Below are 21,003 nucleotides of genomic sequence, written 5' to 3' on the forward strand. Positions count from 1 at the left end.
ATATTAATTTTATTTTAAATAGTTAAATATATATATTATTATAATATTAATAACCGATTATTATGGCACTTTCAGAAGAGGTTAATAAGCTAGCCAAATATCTTATGGTATCTGACATACCAAGAAGCGTCGCATACACACTGGTATATATAAAGGATAAGGGCGAGATAACATCAGTGGAAATAGAACGGGAAACCGGTTTAAGGCAGCCTGAGGTTTCCATAGCCATGCAGTGGCTCAGGAGAAAGGGCTGGATAGTAAAAAGGAATATGAAAAAGGAGGGCAAGGGAAGACCAATACATGGTTACAAACTTTCCAAGGATTTCAATGAAATACTGGAAGAGATAATCAACGACCGTGAAAAGAAAATAGAGGAAATAAACAATACAATAAACCAGTTAAAAACCTTTCAGAAATAAATAAAATTTTAAATTTAAATATTTTTATATTGAATTTGGAAAACGTTATGTGTGTATTTGCCATCTGTTTTTATGGGGAGTGTAACATCAGGAATTAAAAACGGTCTTATATCAGGTTTTATCTATTTTATTATAAGTTCAATAGTTAATTTTGCAATTATAATAGTATTTATAGATGAAATCGTGGATGCCTTTGGAATTAAACCTGCATACTATTCAATATTCCTTACTGAATTGATAGATGGTCAAATAAGATCATTATTTATTATAGGGATAGTTTTTGGTATAATTTTTTCCATACTGCTACTTAAGTATTATAAACGTGTGCCCGGTAAGGATATGATTTCAAAAACAAATTTTCTGGTCTTAATTCTGTGGTTTTTTGTATTTCTGATACTGCCTGCATATGAACTGGGAACGGGTATAATAATAGCATTATACTATTATATTGCCTATGCTGTAGCAAATTTTTTCACAGCGCTTTTATTTGGCAGGCTTCTCTTTATTTTTAATAAAAAATTTATAGAGGATAAAAGTAATCATCAATAATTTTTACCATCCTATAAGTACTGTACCATTCATGTTTAATAAATTCCTTGCCGTTAAATATACCTGCTGCCATTGGAGAATTTATGTACATTATATGGTCATCATCAATTTTATAATTAATGTTGTTTAAAATCATTCCCATGGAACCTGGCCTTATGTCAGTAAAGGGATTTAAATGCGTGGTTAGCAATAAATTACTTGAATAACCTGATATTAACCCCTTTTTAAATTCCTTTAATATTTTTTCATACAGTTTTTCATCGTAATTTGGGGAAATAAAATATCTAATATCATCTAAATAGGATGCCATGCCCATGTTATTTATGGGATCTATACCATCTAATATTAAGAAATCCACATCAATTTTTTTTAATAATTTTAAATCTCCATATAGGGAGGTGCCAGAAAATGATAATGGAATCATAATTCCATATAAAAATCCAAGCGGTGTGTTAACCGGCATTGTAGAGTAAAAATATGGCCTTCTGTCTATCTTTGGCATCCAGTAGTTGATTATTATTGTTTCAGAGGTTATGTCATTATCATCGAATGCGAATATATTCTCACCATCCGAAAAAATAACCTTTACATTAGGATTATTGGCGTATTCATTAATGGAATTATCAGAATATATAAAATCCCCAAGGCTTAGTATATTTTTAACATATTTTATTCTATTTCTTGATTTTAAAGAATTTATAAGGGATTTTCCGGTTGTTAGAAAATAACCTGCATCTGAAACTATATATGTTAAATCATCATGAATTTTTATTTTTTTTATATATTTACTGCAAATAATAACTGTTTTTATGTTCATTTTGTTAACAGTGAAGTAAAACAATTCCTCGTTGTTTAAATTATCCTCATTAAATATCATAACCGAATTACCAGCCTTCATGGCAGCAAGTACAGATATCAGGAATTCTGGTGGATTTTCTATTGCAACTGCCACTATATTTTGATATGCGCCGTGAGCTTTTAACTCATAGGCCATTGAATTTATGTATTTGCTAAATTTGAAGTATGTTATGAATTTTCCCCTAAATATCATAAAGGGCTGGCTTTTATTTACACCTGCATTTCTTTCAAAAAGCTCGCATATAGATATTTCTGGTACCTTTAAGGGCCCCTTCAGGAAATTTAACATTAAAAATATATGTATAATCCACTTTTAAATCTTATTATTTATAACATAGGGTATTTTATTAATCATGTCATCTATTGAATAATAATAGCCCAGATCATCATAGCATATTCTTGCAGCCTCCTTATTTATATAAGTGCCAATCATGCATGCCCTTATCAGATTAATATGCTTTGCAGCCATACCGGCTATTAGTCCTGCCAGCATATCTCCGGTTCCACCCATTGTCATCCTTGCATTTCCACCAGATGTATAAAATATGTTATCCCCATCTGTAATTATATCCACCTTGCCCTTTAATACAGTAATGATACCATATTTCTTTGACATTTTAACTGCATTCTCCTCTGTTGCATCAACACCATAAAACATTTTGAATTCTCCAGCATGTGGTGTAACTGCACATTTTTTACCCTCAAGATGCCCTGGGCTTAAAAGTTTTAATGCATCTGCATCTGCTATTATTATTCCATTATATTTTTTAATAATATTTATAAGGATATCCCTGTATCCCGGGTTTAAACCAAGGCCAGGACCAATTAGTATGGCATCGTTCTGATTAATGTCATCATTATCAAGATCATTAAATGTTCTTACAATTAAACCTGCCGAATAGGAAGAAATTATATTGTAATTATTCTGTGATGTATAAACCCTGACCAGATCCACCCCGGTGTTATATGCCGCCCTGGCCGCTATAATGGCTGAACCTGAATATGTGAATCCTGATATTAATGCTACCCGGCCATTCATACCCTTATGTGAATCCTGTAATGGTTTTGGAATGTATAATAAATCACCACGGCCAGAGTACTTAATTATGTTTTCAGGAATGCCTATATCTGATACAATTATTTCTCCACACGTTTCACTGGTCATGCCATCCTTAATACCTGTAAATGTAACTGTGTAATCTGGCTTTACAGATCCGGGATATGGGAAACCTGACGGCACATCAACCGATACAATTATCTTACCACTTGAATTAATTTTGGATATTACAGAACTGTATGGCTCCCTTGGTGAGCCATTAATGCCTATACCAAAAATTGCATCTATTATTATTTCAGATTCCTGTATATTTTTATCCAGATCCTCTATGGTAAAATATTTTTGATTATTCTCATTAAATGCCCTCCTTGCCTCATATGTTTTAAGATCAAATGGTTCTTTAATAAACTGAATTTTAACGTCCATACAGTTTAAAAAACTGGATGCCATAATACCATCACCCGCATTGTTTCCTGTTCCACATACAATTAAGACCTTTGAATGCTGTTTAAATTTTGATGAAACGAATTTTGCCACCGCCCTTCCTGCATTTATCATTAAATTGTATGTATCGCCGTAGGTTTTTGAGTAATTTAAATCATCCCTTTTTGCCTCAATATAATCCATATAAAATAATTATTTTTGAGTACTTAATATTAACCGCGGATTTAAACAATATGTTTTAATAATAGATTTTGATATTATAATTATGTCAAGAATAGTACTGCATGAAAGAAACAGGCCATATGTTGTTAAGGTTGGCGACAAGGAGGTGCATATATGCGGATGCGGCTTATCAGACAACAAACCATACTGCGATGGTCACCACATGAAAACAGTGGATGAGGGACAGGGAATATTCTTATACGACAAAAACGGCAATCGTGTTGAGGTAAACTCATTTTATGATAATCCCTAAATTAATTTAATTTTTAATCATTATTTAATCAATGTTAATAGTTTTATATTTAATTATTCTTAATAAACTTAACAAGATACCTGCCATAAAAATTATTATAAAACCGCTCAGCTTGCCCGTCATTAATCATAAATCATTTAATGGTAATTTTCATCATTGCGGAAATGGGGCTGTCCGAATTTGAATCGGAGTCTCAGGCTCCCAAAGCCCGTAGGATACCAAGCTACCCCACAGCCCCTAAGAACATAATTTAAAAAAGGTATATAATAATTTATATTACTAAAAATTTAGTTTTTTGTTGTGTTTGCTGTTTTATCTCTCTGTGTCTCCCTTGGTGGTATGATTTTTGCCATTCTGTGATTTGATACATATCCGTAGTATATCATCATTAATACCAGCCATGTACCGCCCACCACGGATATAATTAAAGCAAGGTACTGCATTGCAGAGTCTGTTAATACATCAGGAATGAATGCCGGATTATTGGAGTATCCAAATACATATGGATAAACCCTGAGTTCCAGGAAGGCAACAGATATTATGCTTAAAAGAATTACAAAAGGTTTATAGGAGGCCAGATATGTTGTTGACTTAAACATATAAAGAATTGGTATTATTAATGCAAGAATTATGGGTATTATTATGAAATCTGAGTTTACCATGTAATCCTTTAGTGACAGGAAATAATAGGACGGCATAAATATTGCAAGACCAACTATGACAAGTATTAATGGTAAAACCCTTTCAAAGGGTTTGTTTATATCGGAAAGTCTGTAAAATACCCTGCTTATTCCATTGGCAAGTATTAGTCCACCGATTATAAATCCAATTACATCTGCATGTGAATATAATTTCACAAAATTGGTATAGCTGTTTGAGTAACCAATGCTTGAATATTTTCCGTATCCATAAAGGTACATTCCATATCCACTTGTGATTGCTGCAAGAATCGAAAATGCCATGAGTCCCATTATGAAGGTCGCAACGCCGTATATTATGTATAGCTTTCTCTCATCGAAGTATTTATTGCCATGCCACATGAACTCGGCATATATAATAAAAGCATTTCTCGCAACGAGGAAGAAGATAAATATTGCGAATAACGGGAATAATGAATACGCCATGGCCGGCATTAAAACAGGTATAACATTTTCCATGTCAACAAGCCAAAGCACAAAGAATGTACCAACAACCTCCCAAACCGGGACAATGTATGAAAGCACATTTAATCTTACCTTGTCATTCTTTAAACCGGTTATTACAGGAACAACAGCCATCAATTCTGTTCCAAACATTGTTACCATGGAAGCAACCGCAACAATAAGAAATAAAACATCAAAATGTATAGAAAATAAGTAATCCATTTTAATCACCTCATTCCAGCCTTGGTGCCGGTAGACCCTTTGTTCTTCCTTTCCTCTTCCTTTATTATGTCCCCCTCTCCGAGCTTTAGATCCTCCTCAACATTTGAGAGTTTCATTACCTTTGCGGCGTAGTAAAAGGTTATCGGGAATATTATTATGTAAAACGCTATTATTGCAATACCCAGAGGAAATACTATGGGTGATGTTGATGCAGCCTGTGCAATGGTCATTACACCATAATACATATGGCCGTTAACAAGTATTCCACCCGGTGTTGGTGATTTAATAATAAATGGAACCCTGCCAACCTCTGCTGTGTACCATCCATCCTCCATTGTAAACACTCCCATTACAGCAACCACAAGGCCTCCAATTAATGTGTGCTTCTGGCTTAATGGATCCTTCTTCCTGAAATACTGAACAACGACATATAACCAGAAGAAGCCCATTAATACTCCAAAGCCAACCATAAGGTCAAGTGTATCATGGACGAATGATGGTGGCCATACAGCATAATCGGTTACACCATGATAGGTTGTTAGGTTTATAAGTCCCGGAATGTATCCGTGACCAAAGGTAAATGGATAAGCAAGAAGTGACTGGGCAAGCGGGAGGTTAACATAATATGCAGGATGGTGGTTTATAAGTATACCAAATATATGTTCAGGCGCCCCATACGTTGTGGGAACCAGATCCTGCTCAAGTGCTGCATACTTAATTGGCTCTATGACAAGCAGTGTTGAAAGCTCATTAGATCCGGTTATACCAAGATATATTATATCAAGTATCATAAATACTGCTGTTATATTTATTCCCCTTCTGTATATCATTTTCTCAGATGCATTTGTGGTTTTCATGTATTTATAAACAAGATATCCAAAGATCATTGCAATTCCTGCATAGTATACTGCACCTGACATGTGAAGCTCCTCTGCTGCCGTTGATACTGTTAAGAATGGCTGAAATGGGTTAACTCCAGTAATTACCTTGCCACCTGATGCAAGATACTCAGATATGTTAAACCCATTGGGTGTATTCATCCACGCATTTATTTCTGTGACCGTAAACGCTGAAAGATAGGTTCCTATTGTAACTGCCAGCGATAACCCCCAGTGCTCCCATCTGTTTTTAAAGTCCTTCCAGAAATAAACGTACATTGGCAGTGCAATGGCCTCAAGAAGGAACGAGAATACCTCAACATAAAATGGCCCCATAGAAACCTCGCCAACAAGCCTCATGAAGGTTGGCCAGAACAGGAACAGTTCCATGGCCATAACCGTACCGGAAGCAGTACCTACTGCAAAGAATATCACCAGTGCCTTTGATAATTTATATGCAAGTGTATCGTAATACTTGTCCTTTTTTCTTAGCGCAAGGAATTCGGCTATGGTAACTGTTATGGCAAGGCCCATACTCAATGATACAAGCAGTATATGGGCTGAAATTGTATACGCAAACATAGCAGCATCCCAATTCGGATAAGAAATTATCATATTAATCGGTATTATATAACAAAATCATATTTAAACTTATTTTTTACCTAAATCGTCATAATATATATATAATATATCAATTTATGATTATAAATTCATAAATTAAGAAATTTATTTGTATATATTTATGTACTGATAAGGTCTAAATTTTCCAAAGCAATACTGTATTTCCGTGAATTTTGACTTGAATTCAGCGACCTCAGATTTCATTTTTTCAATATTTTTATTTTTCATGATTATATCATTGATTAGTTCAGCAAGATGTTTTACATCATCCTCCTTGAATCCTATTCTGGTTATTTCCTGGGTGCCTATTCTTATTCCGCTTGGATTCTGTGATTTTTTATTATCATCATAGGGTAATAGGTTCTTATTAAGTATTATGCCTGCCTTTTCAAGGGTTTCAGCAACATACTTTCCACCACCCTGTGCAGATACATCCACAGCGAGCGTGTGGGATTTTGTAAATCCATTTTTTTCACCAAGAACCTTAAAACCATATTTATTTAGTTCCTCTCCAAGAAGCTGGGCATTTTTAATTATCTGTTTTGCATAGTCCTCACCAAATTGTAAATGTTCCGCAAGGGTTATGCCAAGGGCAGCCATTGCATTGATGTGATGATTGCTTAATGTTCCAGGAAAGACGCCACGCTGTACCTTCTTCCATTTATCCTCACTGGTTTCACCAATAATTATGCCATGCTGCGGTCCAGGCAGTGTTTTATGCGTGCTTCCTGTTATAATCTCGGCCCCCTCCCTTAATGGATCCTGAAACTGCTTTCCTGCTATTAATCCAAGGACATGTGCACCATCATAAACCACGGTTGCGCCAATTTCATTAAAAACATCATTTAATTCCTTTAACGGGGTAGGAAAGAGGAATACAGACTGACCAAACCAGCATACCTTTGGCTTATTCTGCTTCAAAAGTTTTATTGTGCCATCCACATCTATATTCATTTCATCTATATCAAAGGGATAATTTACTGTTTTAAGTCCCCTAAAACCAACAGCACCAAATGAGGCAGAGCTTATGTGTCCCCCTCCAGAAAGTGATGGCGTGGCGATTAGATCTCCAGGTTTTGTAAATGCATATAGCACAGCCATGTTGGAATTTGTTCCAGATAATGGCCTGGGGTCAACATATTTGGATTTAAATAATTCCCTGCCGAGATCCATTACCCTATCCTCAAGCTGGTCAACATAATAATTTCCCTGATAGTACCTCTTATGTGGCAATCCCTCTGCATATCTAAAGCCGAAATCAGTTAAAAGCATCTCCATGGCCATTGGGCTCATTATATTTTCAGAAGCAATAAGAGGAATACTCTCCTCAAAAAATTTGTTATGTTTCTGGGCAAGCTGTCTAATATACAAGGCATCCTCTAAAAATTCATCCTCTCTGTTTACCATTAAAATAGACAACATTAAAAAGTATATCTAATTTTAGTTTTATATAAAAAATAAATTTATTTTATTTTTTTCTTCTCTCAATATATATCACAGAGCCGATTATTGCAATTATAACTATCACACCTATTATTATGTAGTACATTGTATAACTGGTAAATGGCACATTTGAGACCTCAATCACATGGTTTGAAAAATGTGGTACATAAAGCATAATGAACATTCCCGAACTTGTATTAACATATGAATAATAGGGCGTTGTTGTGCTTGTTTCATTTAGCAGGGTTGATACATTTACCTCCTTTGCAACGCTGCCATCAAATTTAACATAGGCATGCCCGTTGTCCTTTAACACACTGTTACTAATAAATATGGCCACAATTGTTGAATGGTTTACTGTTGAGTTAACATCAAAAACAGCGTTGCTTGTCGTATTTTTGTCAAATTTAAAGTTTATTGACGAGTTATAGTTCACTGTGTTGTTTTCCAGTGTGCCATTAACCCTTTCCAGGGCTATTTCAGACGCTATTTTACCCTTTAAAATTGCACTGGTTAATGTTGTATTTACCGGTACCTTCTGCATTCCGGGTGGAATAACAATGTTAATAAATGCCACGCCATTTACTGGCATTATGGTTATATTCTGACCTTTAATTACGAATTTTCCATTATGTACAAATATGAATGCAACTGTTCCATTATTGTCTATTATTATCATATTTTTTCCCGCATTTATTACATGATTAAAGTTGGCCATAACATTGACAGACATTGAAGCGTTTCCAAATACCGTGCTATTGGCCTGTGCATTTAAAGAGGCATTTGCCGACGCACTGACCTGCATATTGTTTGTAGTATTGTAAATTTTAGCACCCGACGGGGCATTTATATGAAAATACGTATCATGAATCATTATATTGCCCTCCAGTGCAGGATTGTTGTGCATTACTATAAAAGTTGAATAATTGTAATAAATCATAAGACTGCCAAGGGTGTTTATAGAACTATAACCTGAGGAGCCCGACTTAAATAAGGGATTAGTAATGGGGCTTGAGGTAAGTGAAGAATTTGCATACATGTTGCTAATTATCATGGTTCCTGTTGGATTGTATGTTATATTTGAGAAATATCCATTTTTATAATTCAATTTTAAATACTGCCCGTATACTGTATTGTTTTTATAATTATAATTAAGCTTTGCACCATAATTCCCCCTGCTATGGAAATGGTTAGTTATCGTTCCAGAAAATCCCATTCCGGCTCCCATCCCGCTGGAAGGGGACATGCTGTTAACATTTCCCTGAACGGCAGGCAGGGCGGACATAACACCTAAAAGCATAAACGCTACAAGTATTGTGGCTATTATTATCTTAATCTTCATAAGTTTAAATAACTAAATTACCTATTAAAGGTTTATTATATGCTTATTTCACTAAATTATTAATTAAAATATATTTATAATTATACAATATTTCTCAAAACTTACAAAATAACTTATAATTTGAGGTAATTACCATTCAAATGATCTTAATAATTGCATCTGAACAGGACGGGGCAAGCACTGCCATGGCTAAAAAATTGCTTGAGATTTTTCCTTTTGAAAGAACTGGTGAATCAGAATATAAGTATGGTGATTATACATTAATGTTTATTAAAGAACTCCATATTTACTCTAATTTAACGATACATGACAATGTTAGTACTGTCATATTTCTATCTAAACATTCATCCAGCGCTGGGGTTAAATCATTAACAGTTCACCCAATTGGAAATTTTAGAGAGGCAGCGCTTGGTGGAAAAAGCAACATTATAGTAATGTCTGATCCCGAATACATGAGTGCCAGCCTGAGGTATATTAAAAATAACTATAATGATAATCATTTTGAGGTAACCTTTGAGGCAACACATCATGGGCCATATCTTGAAAAGCCATCATTCTTTATTGAAATAGGAACAACAGAATCAGAATGGTCACGGGAAAACATACAGGAAATAATGGTAAGTTCCATAATAAATCCGGAAATTAAAAAATATAAGAATTTCGTTGGTGTTGGTGGTGGTCACTACGCACCAAAGATAAGTGAATATTTTTTTAAAAATGATATAAACATCGGCCATATAATACCAAAGTATGTTCACGATACTGTTAGTTTAGAAGAAATTGAAAACGCAGTAATTAAAACACCGTTATGCTCTGGTTTTCTAATGGATTCGCATGGTACAAAGGCAAGGGTAAAATCAATGATTGAGGATGTTGCAGACAGATATTCCCTTGAAATAATAAGGGATTAATTTTTAAAAATAATTGGTATTTGAATTATTAAAAACTATTATTTTTAACCTTATATTATAAATGCAGGGGCTGAAATTATATTTAAATGGTAAAAATTTATATATTATAAATTATTAAATTGTTTAACAAGTGAAAAAAATGGAAATAGATATGGAGGAAAAGCCTCCAGGTAGGCCATTAATAAAAGACTCTGATCTTGGTAATTTTTTAAAAAGGGAGAATATTTATTTTAAATATGAGGGTTATAATCCCACAGGTACACAGAAGGATCGTATTTCCGAAAACCATGTAAAAAATGCAATTGCACATGGATATGATACAATATCTGTTGCAACATGTGGTAATTATGGCGCATCCATAGCATATTATGCAAGAAAATACGGCCTTCACTCCGTTATAGGAATACCCTCAGATTATATTAGCGCCAGAAGGGATGAAATATCATACTATGGTGGAGAAATAATTGAAAAGCCTGTGAAATATGAGGAAATGGTGGATTATATAAGGGAGCTATCGGCCTCAAATGGATGGTATGATGCAAGCCCCGGTTCAGCCAACTCAAAGCTTGATTATTATTCATATTCCACAATCTCTGAGGAGATATATAATGAGCTTGGAAGAATGCCGGAATACGTTTCAGTGCCTGTTGGCAATGGAACAACAATGTACGGTGTCTACCTTGGTTTTAAGAGAATATCAATGAAAACAGGAGAAAAAATTCCATCATTTATAGCCAATAGCACAATCAATGGCAACCCAATCATATATTCATTTTTAAGGGGTTATAAAAAAATAAGGGAATTAAATCCAGATAATATTCAGGAAACAAAGATAAATGAACCCCTTGTTGCCTACAGGTCATATGATGGTCAGAAGGCCCTTAATGTTTTATATGAAACACATGGCCGGGCCCTTTATTCAACAGATGAGGAGATGTTATATATATCAAAAGAGCTTGAAAGACTCGATGGTTTATCCGTGCTTCCCGCCTCATGCTCTGCCGTATCAGGGGCTCTAAGGGTTGTTAGGGACGAAACATGTGTTATACTTCTTACGGGGAGGAATTAAAAATGGAAAAGGCATCGGTATTATCGGAGGGTTATTTTGCCACCACTTACGGTAAAACAGCAAATGGTCTTGTAAGGTTTACAAAGAGGTACCAGATCACATCAGTAATAGATTCAAGGTATTACGGCATGGATGCTGGTTACGTTTTAATGGGTAAACCAAACAACATCAAGGTAATATCATCAATTGCCGAGGCAAGGGCACTCGGGTCTGAAACATTAATAGTTGGTGTTGCAACAGATGGAGGATACCTTCCACTGGAATACAGACCATATATAAGGGAGGCAATTGAATCTGGCATGAATATTGTAAGCGGTTTGCATCAGTATATAAGTGATGACCCAGAATTCTCGGAGCTTGCACTAAAGCATGGAGTCTATATAACAGATGTAAGAAAGATATTTAACAAATATGAATACTCATTTACAGGGAAAATAGATGAGGTTAAATCAAAAAAAATAGCAGTCCTTGGCACAGATAGCGCCATTGGTAAAAGAACAACAGCAGTATATTTAAATAATGCAATGATTAAGCATGGAAAAAAATCTGAGCTTATTGGCACAGGCCAGACATCATGGATGCAGGGATTTCCCTATACTGTTGTTATGGATTCAATAATAAATGATTTTGTTGCCGGTTCACTTGAGTATATAGCATACAAGGCATGGACTGAGGAAAAACCAGAATACATGTTTCTGGAGGGTCAGGGATCTATACTTCATCCTGCATATCCCGGTGGCTTCGAAATTATAGGCGCTTTAAGGCCAGATGCAATTATACTGCAGCACGCCCCCAAAAGAAAATTTTATGACGGTTTTCCTGAATATACAATACCACCGCTGGAAAAATATATAAAGGTGCTGGAACTTGTTTCAGACAGGCGGGTTATTGCCATAGCACTGAACACCGAGGAAATGACAAAATCTGAAATAGCTGATGAAAAGCAGAGGCTTGAGAGAAAATTTGGAATACCTGTTTTTGATCCATTAGAGGAGTTCGAAAGAATTGCAGACGTAATAGCTGATATGTAATGTTTATTGATAATATTATCTCTTTTAATAGCATCGAGGTTAGTGTTTTATCCATTGAAAAACGCAGAATTATTGGTGATATAAAATATGATGATAATCACTTTAAGCTAATTTTTACATTTAAGGAGGATATTACAGCTGATAAAAATATTGCCGGTCTTATAGTTACAATGCCTGTAATTAATTTTACATATTTTTCAAGGAGGCTTGTATTAAATTATCCATTGTCAAAAACAGACCTAAATTTAATTAAAAATTTTGTAGTAATAAACGCAAGGGAGGTTTTCATTAATAAAATAATTAACAGAAGATATGATTTCATTAAGGAAGAATATATACCAAAGGATAATGATATTACAGAGGAAAATGCATGCGGCATAACTGAGGTTACTGCCAGTCAAATAATAGACGATAAATCTTATGATGAGATGGATCAAAATAATGTTTTAATAATGTCCTCTGGTGGCAAGGAGAGCCTTCTTGGTTACGGTATTTTTAATGAAATAAATGCTAATGGCAAAAATTACGCATTCTTTTTTGAGGAATCAGGCGCCCACTGGTTAACAGCAAAAACAGCATTTGATTATTATGAAAAAAATTTTAAAAATGTAATAAAAACATGGTCGAACGTTGATAGATTTTACCATGAAATGTTAAGGCATATTAAAATACTAAGGCAGGATATGATCAACATAAAGGCTGATGATTATCCAATACAGGTCTTTATTTTCCCAATTTATATATTTTTGACATTACCCCTGATCTTAAAATATAAAATTGGCAACATCATCATGGGTGATGAATTTGATGACCCCCGAGAAATGGGGAAATTCCATGGTATTGAATACTATTATGGCATATTCGATCAGACCTCATATTTTAATGAAATGATGTCAGAATACCTGAGAAATAAGGGAATAAATACAAGAGTTTATTCAATAGTTTACCCAATTACCGGATCTCTTGAAGAAAAAATTCTGATAGGCCGGTATCATGATTTATACTTAAATCAGAGGTCATGTCACTCATGCCATGAAAAAAATGGTTTAATATATCCATGTGGGAAATGCTCAAAATGTCTTGGCATTTTACTTTTTATCGAGGCTAATGGCGGGAATCCGAAGGAAATATTATATTCAGACGATGACATTAGATTGCTTGAGAGGAGGGTTTTAAGGGCAAAAATGAGGCTTGACCCTGATGAACTTAAATATACTGAAACAAAACTTGGTTTTATTAATGGAAATCCAAATGATTACGGCCATGTCAACGGGATTCACATACTTCCATATGAAAAAGCCATGTTTTCGCTGGTTCCTGAAAACTTTAGGGATAATATAATAAATATAATTAATAAATACTCTGATGGAACATATACTCTTAAAAACGGCACATGGGTAAAAACTTAAAAAAATAATTTTTCGGCATCCCTGCATTCCTCATTATTCTTGCATTTTTTATATTCCTCCAGCGGTTCCATATTAATTATTATGAAATTCTGTGCCCATGAGTACTTTGACAGAACCTCAAATGCGGCATCAGGATATCCCATGATATAAAGAGAGGCTGCAAGAGCCTCCAGTGATGATAATTTTCCCGGCTTTCCATAATTAACTGGATTTACAGGTAAGAGAAGTGGAAGCCTTCTTGCGTTTTTTACCCTTAAATTTTTTATTGTATCTATTAAATTCCATGAACCATCTATAAGGCAAATGCCATAATTTGTGTAAATAAAAGAGTCAGAATTTAAAAGATATGTATCAGAATACGGGGTTAAAACCAGCTTTTTTCCTATCATATTAGCCCGTATTTTAATGGCAAGACCATAATGCTCCAGTTTTTTCATTGTGGATTTTTTTGGGTCATCCTGTTTTAAATATACATAATATATTCTATTCTGCAAGATCATCACTTTTAAAGCCCAAATCTTCTAAATACCATATTTTTAACAGTATCCATAATGAATAAAAATGCAAATCCCAGTATTATATCATATACTATAAAAACAGCAGGAATTGCTGTTACAAGTATACCATAGTATGATATTAATGATATGAACAGAAAATCAGCAATTGATGCTGTTAAAAGGTATTTTGATGGCATAGAATTCCAGAACCTTTTCCTCTCCCTTATGGCAAATACAGTAAACTGGCCGGAAAAAACAAGCATATCAAATATAAATGTATGCATCTCACTGTGTGTTAAATGAAAATAGGTACCTATATAAAGTGCTATAAAACCTTCAAGTATTACTGCAAATGCCAGACTAATGGAACTGTAAACAAGTGATTTTACGTTCCATTTTTCTGGGTGCATTGAGTATCTCACATTATCTGTGGCAAGTGACATTGTAACAAAATCATTGGCAAAAAGAAGGAGTATAACATCGAATGGGGTTGTTACAAAATATTTAATCACAAAAAACGATAATGTTAAAAATATTACAACCTGCATTGTTTTTATGATCTTATTAAGAGTATATGTTAGCATTCTCTGATATATTTTTCTTCCTATTTTCACTGATTTTACTATATCCTCTATCCCCTCATGCGTAAGAACTATGCTGGCTGACGCCTTCGCAACATCTGTGGCAGTGCTTACCGCAATTCCAACATCAGCCTGTTTTAATGCCGGGGCATCATTTACACCATCACCGGTCATGCCGGTTATTTCACCAGCCTTTTGTGTAAGCTTTACTATGTTATATTTATCCTCAGGAAATACCTCGGCAACAATTCCACATTTTAGTATGTCATTTTCAGATTTTATGGTGCTATTCTTGCAGAGGTCACCTTTTATTCCCACCTCCTTTGCTATTTCCACCGCAATTGGTCCATTATCACCAGTAACCATTCTTGGTGTGATGCCCATTGAATACAGTTCAGATATAAGCTGCTTTGAATCCTCTCTGGGGGCGTCATAGATGGCCAGCAATCCAGAGAGCCTGTATTTACCTGACGTGCCAGATGCAACACCGAGCATTCTAAATCCCCTTTCAGCCTCCTTATCAACTTTTTCCTCTATGGTGGAATAATCAACACCAGCAAGTTTGCATATTTCCTGTGGCGCCCCCTTTGCAACATTTATGCCATTTGTTAAATGACCAGATGTCATTTTTGTGGAAGGGTCAAAGGGTGTGAAGCCATCCCTAAGTGAAAAATCAACCTTTATGTTTTTATCATTTGCATACTTTAGCACTGCTGAATCTATTGGATCATCACTGCTTTCCTCTGATGCCATGGCAGCATAATATAATATACTATTCTCATCATCGTTTACAGGTATTACCTCTGCAACAGAAAGTATATTCTTTGTTATTGTCCCAGTTTTATCCATATATAATGTTGTCATAGATGCGGCATCCTCTATTGCATTCAACCTTGTTACAAGTGCTCCGGTCTCAGATGCCTCAAGGGCACCTATTGCCATGGCTATGGTGAATGTTGCTGGCAGTGCCACAGGCACGGAGGCTATTAGAATTACAAGTATAAATGGTAGAACATCTGAGAGGCTTATATTTATAAGTATTGAATATGCTGCAAGAATAATAACAAGGGAAACATCAACTATTATTAGATATCTCACTATTCTCATTATTAAATTTTCCATGTGGGATGCGGCCTTGGCTGTTCTGACCAGCTGTGCAGTTTTTCCGAAAAATGTATTTTCACCTGTTGCGACAATTATCGCATCGCATTCTCCACGCCTTACTATTGAACTGGAATATATAAGATCCGGGCTCTTTCTTTCAACTGCAAGCGATTCGCCTGTTAATGCCGACTGGTCTACCTCTATATTCCCATTTATTATTTTCGCATCGGCTGGAACAACATCACCAAGCTTTATATGAACAACATCACCAGGCACCAGGAGTGATGAGTTTATCACCTTCCATGACCTGTCCCTTAAAACCACGGCCTTAACAGAAAGCTTCTTTTTTAATAATTCCAGTGCATTATTTGCCCTGGATTCCTGCGTGTAACCAACTATTGAATTAAAAATTAATAGAAATAATATAATGTACATGTCATCATATTTCTTTAAAATAAATGTTATAACTACTGTTATTTCAAGCATCCAGGCTACCGGGTTCCAGAACTTTTTAAGAAATTTAATTATATTACTCTCCTTTTTTTCACTAACCTCGTTATAACCATATAGGGAGATCCTTTTTGTGGCCTCATTCTCAGTTATACCATCCTTTGATGAGTTTAACGAAGAATAAACGTTATCCAAAGGCATATCCTCAAATTTTGATTTCAATAAAAACAAATTATTACACACTATATAAGTTTTAATTTTTACCTGAAATTAAATAAATTATGTAGCTTTTATCATTAATAACAATAAAGTATATCTGAAAATATAATAAAACTGTATATCCTTAATATTCGCTGATAAATAAGCATACTTAAAATCTTTGAATAACATTAATTGTTTTTATAAAACATCAAATCACTAAAAAATAAAGTAGTTAATATTTAAAATATCATTATTTACAGAAATAATAACATTTTTAATATTTAACCATTTCATAAATTAACTTAATTAATAAATTATTAATGAATTAAGTGGGATAAATTTTTAAATAATAAAACATTGCATTTATTATGGAGAATAGTAATTATAATACAAAGGTTGAGAAATTTGGCAAAAATTCAGCAAAGGCCACAACATCACAGTTTTTTGGTTTTTTGCTGGATGCATTTGACCTAACAATGATTTTATCAACAGCACCCGTTCTCGCCGTTGTCCTGCTACCGCCAACCACAGCACTTCTTGGGGCATTCACAATTATACTGTCATATTCTCTCACAATTATATTTAGGCCCTTTGGATCGGCCATTTTTGGTCATTTTGGTGATAAAATAGGAAGGAAAAAGGATCTTATTATAACCATACTGGGCCTAGGATTATTCAGCACACTTACATCTGCACTGCCAACCTATGCCAGTGTGGGTATACTATCATTTGTCCTTTTTGTCATAATAAGGATCTTCGTTGGCACATTTGCAGGTGGTGAATACGCTGCCGGCCATCCATTTGTAATGGAATGGACACCTTATAAATTCAGGGGCATAATTAGCGGTCTTGTTCAGGGTGGATTTTCCTTTGGCGCCCTTCTGGCAGCAGCAATAGTGGCTATTTTCACAGGATATTTTGGTATTGCAGCCATAAAGGCATATGCATGGAGATACCTGTTCCTGACAACCTTAATTCCGGTGGTCATTGCCCTTGTTGTGAGATTAACAATGAGTGATACTCCTGCATTTAATAAGCTCAAAAAGGAAAATAAAATTAAAAAACAGCCATTTACAGATCTGTTTAGAAAGGAGCACAGAAAAGATTTCTTCCAGGTAATGATATACATGACTGGAATGTTCTTCTTTGCATATTCATTATTCGCATTTGTTCCCACAATACTTGAACATGCACCAAGTGTTTTCACATACGGGGAGGCAGATACAATATATACATATTCACTTGGCACAGCCTTTGCAGGTGCATTATTCTTTGGATATGTGTCACAGAAGATTGGAAGAAGAAAGTTAACTTTAATATGGGCAGTTCTTACATTAATTGTGACTGTGCCAATGTTTTATGGCGCATTCTATGGGGCCAAAACAGGAAATGTCCCACTTACTGTAATATCTGTACTAGTCATTGGTTTTATAACACAGGCGCCATGGGGGATAATCCCTGTATACCTATCTGAGAGATTTCAAACAAATATGAGATCATCTGGCGTAGGTTTTGGATATTCATCCGGAATTTTTATAGGTGGATGGTTCTCAATATATGTTCCATTAATGCACGATTACCTTTTTAAATCCATAGACACACCAACAAACATATGGTTTTCAACTGCCATGCTATTAATGATAGGCGCGGTTATTGTTGGCGTGGGCATGTATTTAAGTCCTGAAACACTGGGTACAGAAATTACCGATGACCATAATATAAAAAATATTGAGGAAACAAAGGAAAATAAAAGTGTATCAGAAAATTAATTTTTAATTTTTATAAAACAAGGTACATGTAACCTTCCTGTTTTCTTTTTATTATTTCCTTCAAACTTGCGGGAACATATACCACGCCATCCGCAAGTTCATCCTTTTGGATATTTCTTGCTTGCATTGAGGTTCCGCATGCAACAACCTGCACCTTTTTATTTTCAAGCATTGGTTTTATTCTGTTTTTTTCCACCACTGCAGCTATTCCACCATTGAGATAAACAACCTCAACAAGCTCTGTTTCTGGCATTTCTGAAAGATGCTCGGCTGCTGTTATGGACATTGCTATTTTATCCTCTGAATCAACAGACAGTATTATTTTCATAATCCAAAATATGATAATTCTATTTAAAATTTCTTAATATATGAATATATTTCATAAATATGCATTAATTTCATATAAACATCATAAATATGATTTATTTTTTCAATAAATAATCATTTTAAAAATGTTAGCATAAATACAAATTTTTTTGAAAAATTATTATATTAAAATAAACGATATAACTTATTTTATAATGTAATTCGTTGTAAAAGTTTAATAATGATATAATGGTACGGTATAGCAAAAAATTTATTAAACGTTTTTCACTACTAGATAATGCATTATATTGTAATTACTGGTGGTGTAATTTCTGGATTAGGAAAGGGAACAATAACTTCCAGTCTTGCATACCTATTAAAAAATAGTGGTTACAGGGTAACTAATATTAAAATAGATCCATACTTAAATTATGATGCTGGTACCATGAACCCATACCAGCATGGAGAGGTTTTTGTCCTTGATGATGGTGGCGAGGTTGATCTTGACCTCGGAAACTATGAACGGTTTTTGGACACAAATTTAACATCTGACAACAATATTACAACTGGGAAGGTGTATAAGGAGGTTATTGAAAAGGAACGCATGGGCGATTACCTTGGAAGCACTGTTCAGATCATACCCCATATAACAAACGAAATTAAAAACAAAATAAGAAAGGCGGCCAAGGGTTATGACATTGCGTTAATAGAGGTTGGTGGTACCGTCGGAGACATTGAATCCATGCCATTCCTGGAGGCCTTAAGGCAGATGAAGTCAGAAAAAAATGATGATATGATATTTGGTCACGTTACACTGATTCCCGAAACTGGAGGGGAACAGAAAACAAAGCCAACGCAGCACAGCGTTAAGGAGCTTCGTGCCATAGGAATCCAGCCAGATATTTTATTCTGCCGTTCAGAGCACCCATTAAATAGCGAGGCAAGGAAAAAAATATCATTATTCACGGACGTTAAGGAATCAGGAATTATAAGCATATACAATGTTAAAAATGTCTATTTTGTTCCGGAACTTATGGAAAAACAGCATATACTGGATCTTATAAGGGAAATTTACAATGCCGATGACCATGAATTCAATTACACGTTAATGAATTTTGTCAATAACATAAAAAATCCTAAAGATGAGGTAACAGTTGGAATAATAGGCAAGTACATAGATATGCAGGATGCATATATAAGCCATAAGGAGGCATTTTCACACGTAACAGGCAATACCGGAATTGCGGTAAATATTAAATGGATAGACTCAGATAAATTACTTAAAAACATTGATGATTTAAGGAACCTTGATGGAATACTTATACCCGGTGGATTTGGATACCGTGGTGTTGAGGGTAAAATAATAGCAGAAAGGTATGCCAGGGAAAACAGAATACCATACCTTGGCATATGCCTTGGATTTCAGGTTTCAGTAATTGAAATATCAAGGGATGTTCTCGGCCTTAAGGATGCAAACAGCACAGAATTTGATGCAGAAACTAAATACCCTGTTATTGATATACTGCCTGAGCAAAAGGGTGTTAAAAACTTAGGCGGTACAATGAGGCTTGGGGCCAAAAATGTAATTATTAAGGAAGGTACACTTGCAAGCAAAATATACGATGGCCAGAAAATAATATCAGAGCGCCACAGGCATAGATTCGAGGTTAATCCTGTTTATATTAAAGACATTGAAAACGCAGGGGTAATTTTTTCAGGGACTGATGATGAAGGAATAAGGATGGAAATTATGGAATTAAAGGATCGTGATAATTATATTGCCACACAGTACCATGCTGAATTTAAATCACGCCCATTAAATCCATCAAGAGTACATTTATATTTTATAAAAAAATCACTTGAATATAAAAAGTTAAAGGAGGATAAACTGTATGAAAGAAATATTAAATAATTTAATACAGAAATCGAATCAGAAGATAGCGAGCGATCCGGCATATTCCAAAAAGCTTCAATCTGTAAAAAAAACAATATGCATTACATTTGATAATAAGGACTCTTACACATTTAAAATCGAAAATAACCACATAAGTGAGCCTGTAGAAGAAAAATCTGATGCTGATATATATGTTGAGGTCAGCTCTGATTTATTTAAGAAGATATTATCCAAGGAAGAAAGTGCCATGGATGCTTACCTCAAGGGTCAGCTAAAAATAAAGGCATCATTAATGGATAAGCTGCTAATAAGTGATTTATTAAAATCCTGA

Annotated in this window: 19 protein-coding genes and 1 tRNA gene; 10 read left to right on the forward strand and 10 right to left on the reverse strand. The window is 34.7% G+C overall.

Features of this window, described 5'->3' with window-relative positions; genetic code table 11:
• The first annotated feature begins 62 nt into the window (after positions 1 to 62).
• Together QXW15_RS03005 and QXW15_RS03010 are read left to right on the forward strand one after the other, a co-directional pair.
• Positions 63 to 419, forward strand: a complete 357-nt coding sequence (locus tag QXW15_RS03005) for a MarR family transcriptional regulator (RefSeq protein ID WP_175266884.1) — start codon at positions 63 to 65, stop codon at positions 417 to 419.
• Between the two features lie 51 nt (positions 420 to 470).
• A complete protein-coding gene (locus QXW15_RS03010; protein WP_342789945.1) occupies positions 471 to 968 on the forward strand; it encodes a hypothetical protein in 498 nt (165 codons plus the stop codon).
• On the opposite strand, the gene QXW15_RS03015 is transcribed toward QXW15_RS03010, so the two are convergent.
• Both QXW15_RS03015 and QXW15_RS03020 read right to left on the reverse strand, forming a co-directional pair.
• Positions 940 to 2,115 carry an AMP-binding protein gene (locus QXW15_RS03015; protein WP_287960062.1) on the reverse strand — a complete coding sequence of 392 codons (1,176 nt, stop codon included), beginning with the start codon at positions 2,113 to 2,115 and terminating at the stop codon, positions 940 to 942. The two genes, QXW15_RS03010 and QXW15_RS03015, sit on opposite strands and share 29 nt — an antisense overlap.
• 24 nt (positions 2,116 to 2,139) lie before the next feature.
• Positions 2,140 to 3,510 carry a bifunctional ADP-dependent NAD(P)H-hydrate dehydratase/NAD(P)H-hydrate epimerase gene (locus QXW15_RS03020; protein WP_048102029.1) on the reverse strand — a complete coding sequence of 457 codons (1,371 nt, stop codon included), beginning with the start codon at positions 3,508 to 3,510 and terminating at the stop codon, positions 2,140 to 2,142.
• Positions 3,511 to 3,592: 82 nt separating this feature from the next.
• On the opposite strand from QXW15_RS03020, the gene QXW15_RS03025 reads away from it, so the two are divergent.
• On the forward strand, positions 3,593 to 3,802 hold the full coding sequence (locus QXW15_RS03025; RefSeq protein ID WP_048102028.1) for a CDGSH iron-sulfur domain-containing protein: 210 nt from the start codon (positions 3,593 to 3,595) through the stop codon (positions 3,800 to 3,802).
• Between the two features lie 165 nt (positions 3,803 to 3,967).
• Here the strand turns inward: QXW15_RS03025 and QXW15_RS03030 are convergent.
• From QXW15_RS03030 to QXW15_RS03050, 5 genes are all read right to left on the reverse strand, one after another.
• A tRNA-Pro gene (locus QXW15_RS03030) sits at positions 3,968 to 4,040 on the reverse strand.
• A gap of 49 nt (positions 4,041 to 4,089) precedes the next feature.
• Positions 4,090 to 5,166 carry a hypothetical protein gene (locus QXW15_RS03035; RefSeq protein WP_048102027.1) on the reverse strand — a complete coding sequence of 359 codons (1,077 nt, stop codon included), beginning with the start codon at positions 5,164 to 5,166 and terminating at the stop codon, positions 4,090 to 4,092.
• 5 nt (positions 5,167 to 5,171) lie between these two features.
• Entirely contained in the window at positions 5,172 to 6,626 is a 1,455-nt protein-coding gene (locus QXW15_RS03040; RefSeq protein ID WP_231563437.1) for a cytochrome ubiquinol oxidase subunit I, read from the reverse strand.
• A 144-nt stretch (positions 6,627 to 6,770) separates the two neighbouring features.
• Complete coding sequence (gene glyA / locus QXW15_RS03045) at positions 6,771 to 8,072, reverse strand: serine hydroxymethyltransferase (protein WP_048102025.1); 1,302 nt, start codon at positions 8,070 to 8,072, stop codon at positions 6,771 to 6,773.
• A 61-nt stretch (positions 8,073 to 8,133) separates the two neighbouring features.
• Positions 8,134 to 9,450, reverse strand: a complete 1,317-nt coding sequence (locus QXW15_RS03050; RefSeq protein WP_055040832.1) for a hypothetical protein — start codon at positions 9,448 to 9,450, stop codon at positions 8,134 to 8,136.
• Between the two features lie 140 nt (positions 9,451 to 9,590).
• Between QXW15_RS03050 and QXW15_RS03055 the strand changes: the two genes are divergently transcribed.
• The 4 genes from QXW15_RS03055 (at position 9,591) to QXW15_RS03070 (ending at position 13,870) form a co-directional block, all read left to right on the forward strand.
• Entirely contained in the window at positions 9,591 to 10,361 is a 771-nt protein-coding gene (locus tag QXW15_RS03055) for a D-aminoacyl-tRNA deacylase (RefSeq protein ID WP_055040831.1), read from the forward strand.
• 139 nt (positions 10,362 to 10,500) lie between these two features.
• Positions 10,501 to 11,430, forward strand: coding sequence for a pyridoxal-phosphate dependent enzyme (locus QXW15_RS03060; RefSeq protein ID WP_055040830.1), 930 nt, complete (start codon positions 10,501 to 10,503; stop codon positions 11,428 to 11,430).
• A gap of 2 nt (positions 11,431 to 11,432) precedes the next feature.
• On the forward strand, positions 11,433 to 12,461 hold the full coding sequence (locus tag QXW15_RS03065; RefSeq protein ID WP_055040829.1) for a DUF1611 domain-containing protein: 1,029 nt from the start codon (positions 11,433 to 11,435) through the stop codon (positions 12,459 to 12,461).
• Positions 12,461 to 13,870: a hypothetical protein gene (locus QXW15_RS03070; RefSeq protein ID WP_055040828.1), complete on the forward strand. Its 1,410-nt coding sequence runs from the start codon at positions 12,461 to 12,463 to the stop codon at positions 13,868 to 13,870. Before QXW15_RS03065 ends, QXW15_RS03070 begins: the two co-directional genes overlap by 1 nt.
• On the opposite strand, the gene QXW15_RS03075 is transcribed toward QXW15_RS03070, so the two are convergent.
• Together QXW15_RS03075 and QXW15_RS03080 are read right to left on the reverse strand one after the other, a co-directional pair.
• Positions 13,867 to 14,370: a DUF367 family protein gene (locus QXW15_RS03075; protein WP_052656816.1), complete on the reverse strand. Its 504-nt coding sequence runs from the start codon at positions 14,368 to 14,370 to the stop codon at positions 13,867 to 13,869. The genes QXW15_RS03070 and QXW15_RS03075 overlap by 4 nt on opposite strands.
• A gap of 5 nt (positions 14,371 to 14,375) precedes the next feature.
• Entirely contained in the window at positions 14,376 to 16,724 is a 2,349-nt protein-coding gene (locus tag QXW15_RS03080) for a plasma-membrane proton-efflux P-type ATPase (protein ID WP_287954887.1), read from the reverse strand.
• A 347-nt stretch (positions 16,725 to 17,071) separates the two neighbouring features.
• On the opposite strand from QXW15_RS03080, the gene QXW15_RS03085 reads away from it, so the two are divergent.
• Positions 17,072 to 18,472: an MFS transporter gene (locus QXW15_RS03085; RefSeq protein ID WP_048102020.1), complete on the forward strand. Its 1,401-nt coding sequence runs from the start codon at positions 17,072 to 17,074 to the stop codon at positions 18,470 to 18,472.
• A 10-nt stretch (positions 18,473 to 18,482) separates the two neighbouring features.
• Here the strand turns inward: QXW15_RS03085 and QXW15_RS03090 are convergent, their stop codons facing one another.
• Positions 18,483 to 18,800, reverse strand: a complete 318-nt coding sequence (locus tag QXW15_RS03090; protein ID WP_048102019.1) for a DsrE family protein — start codon at positions 18,798 to 18,800, stop codon at positions 18,483 to 18,485.
• A gap of 276 nt (positions 18,801 to 19,076) precedes the next feature.
• Here QXW15_RS03090 and pyrG point away from each other — a divergent pair, with 276 nt between their 5' ends.
• A complete protein-coding gene (gene pyrG / locus QXW15_RS03095) occupies positions 19,077 to 20,690 on the forward strand; it encodes a glutamine hydrolyzing CTP synthase (RefSeq protein ID WP_048102018.1) in 1,614 nt (537 codons plus the stop codon).
• On the forward strand, positions 20,671 to 21,003 hold the full coding sequence (locus QXW15_RS03100; RefSeq protein ID WP_048102017.1) for an SCP2 sterol-binding domain-containing protein: 333 nt from the start codon (positions 20,671 to 20,673) through the stop codon (positions 21,001 to 21,003). Before pyrG ends, QXW15_RS03100 begins: the two co-directional genes overlap by 20 nt.

Source organism: Acidiplasma sp. (assembly GCF_038728925.1).
Lineage (GTDB): Archaea > Thermoplasmatota > Thermoplasmata > Thermoplasmatales > Thermoplasmataceae > Acidiplasma > Acidiplasma aeolicum.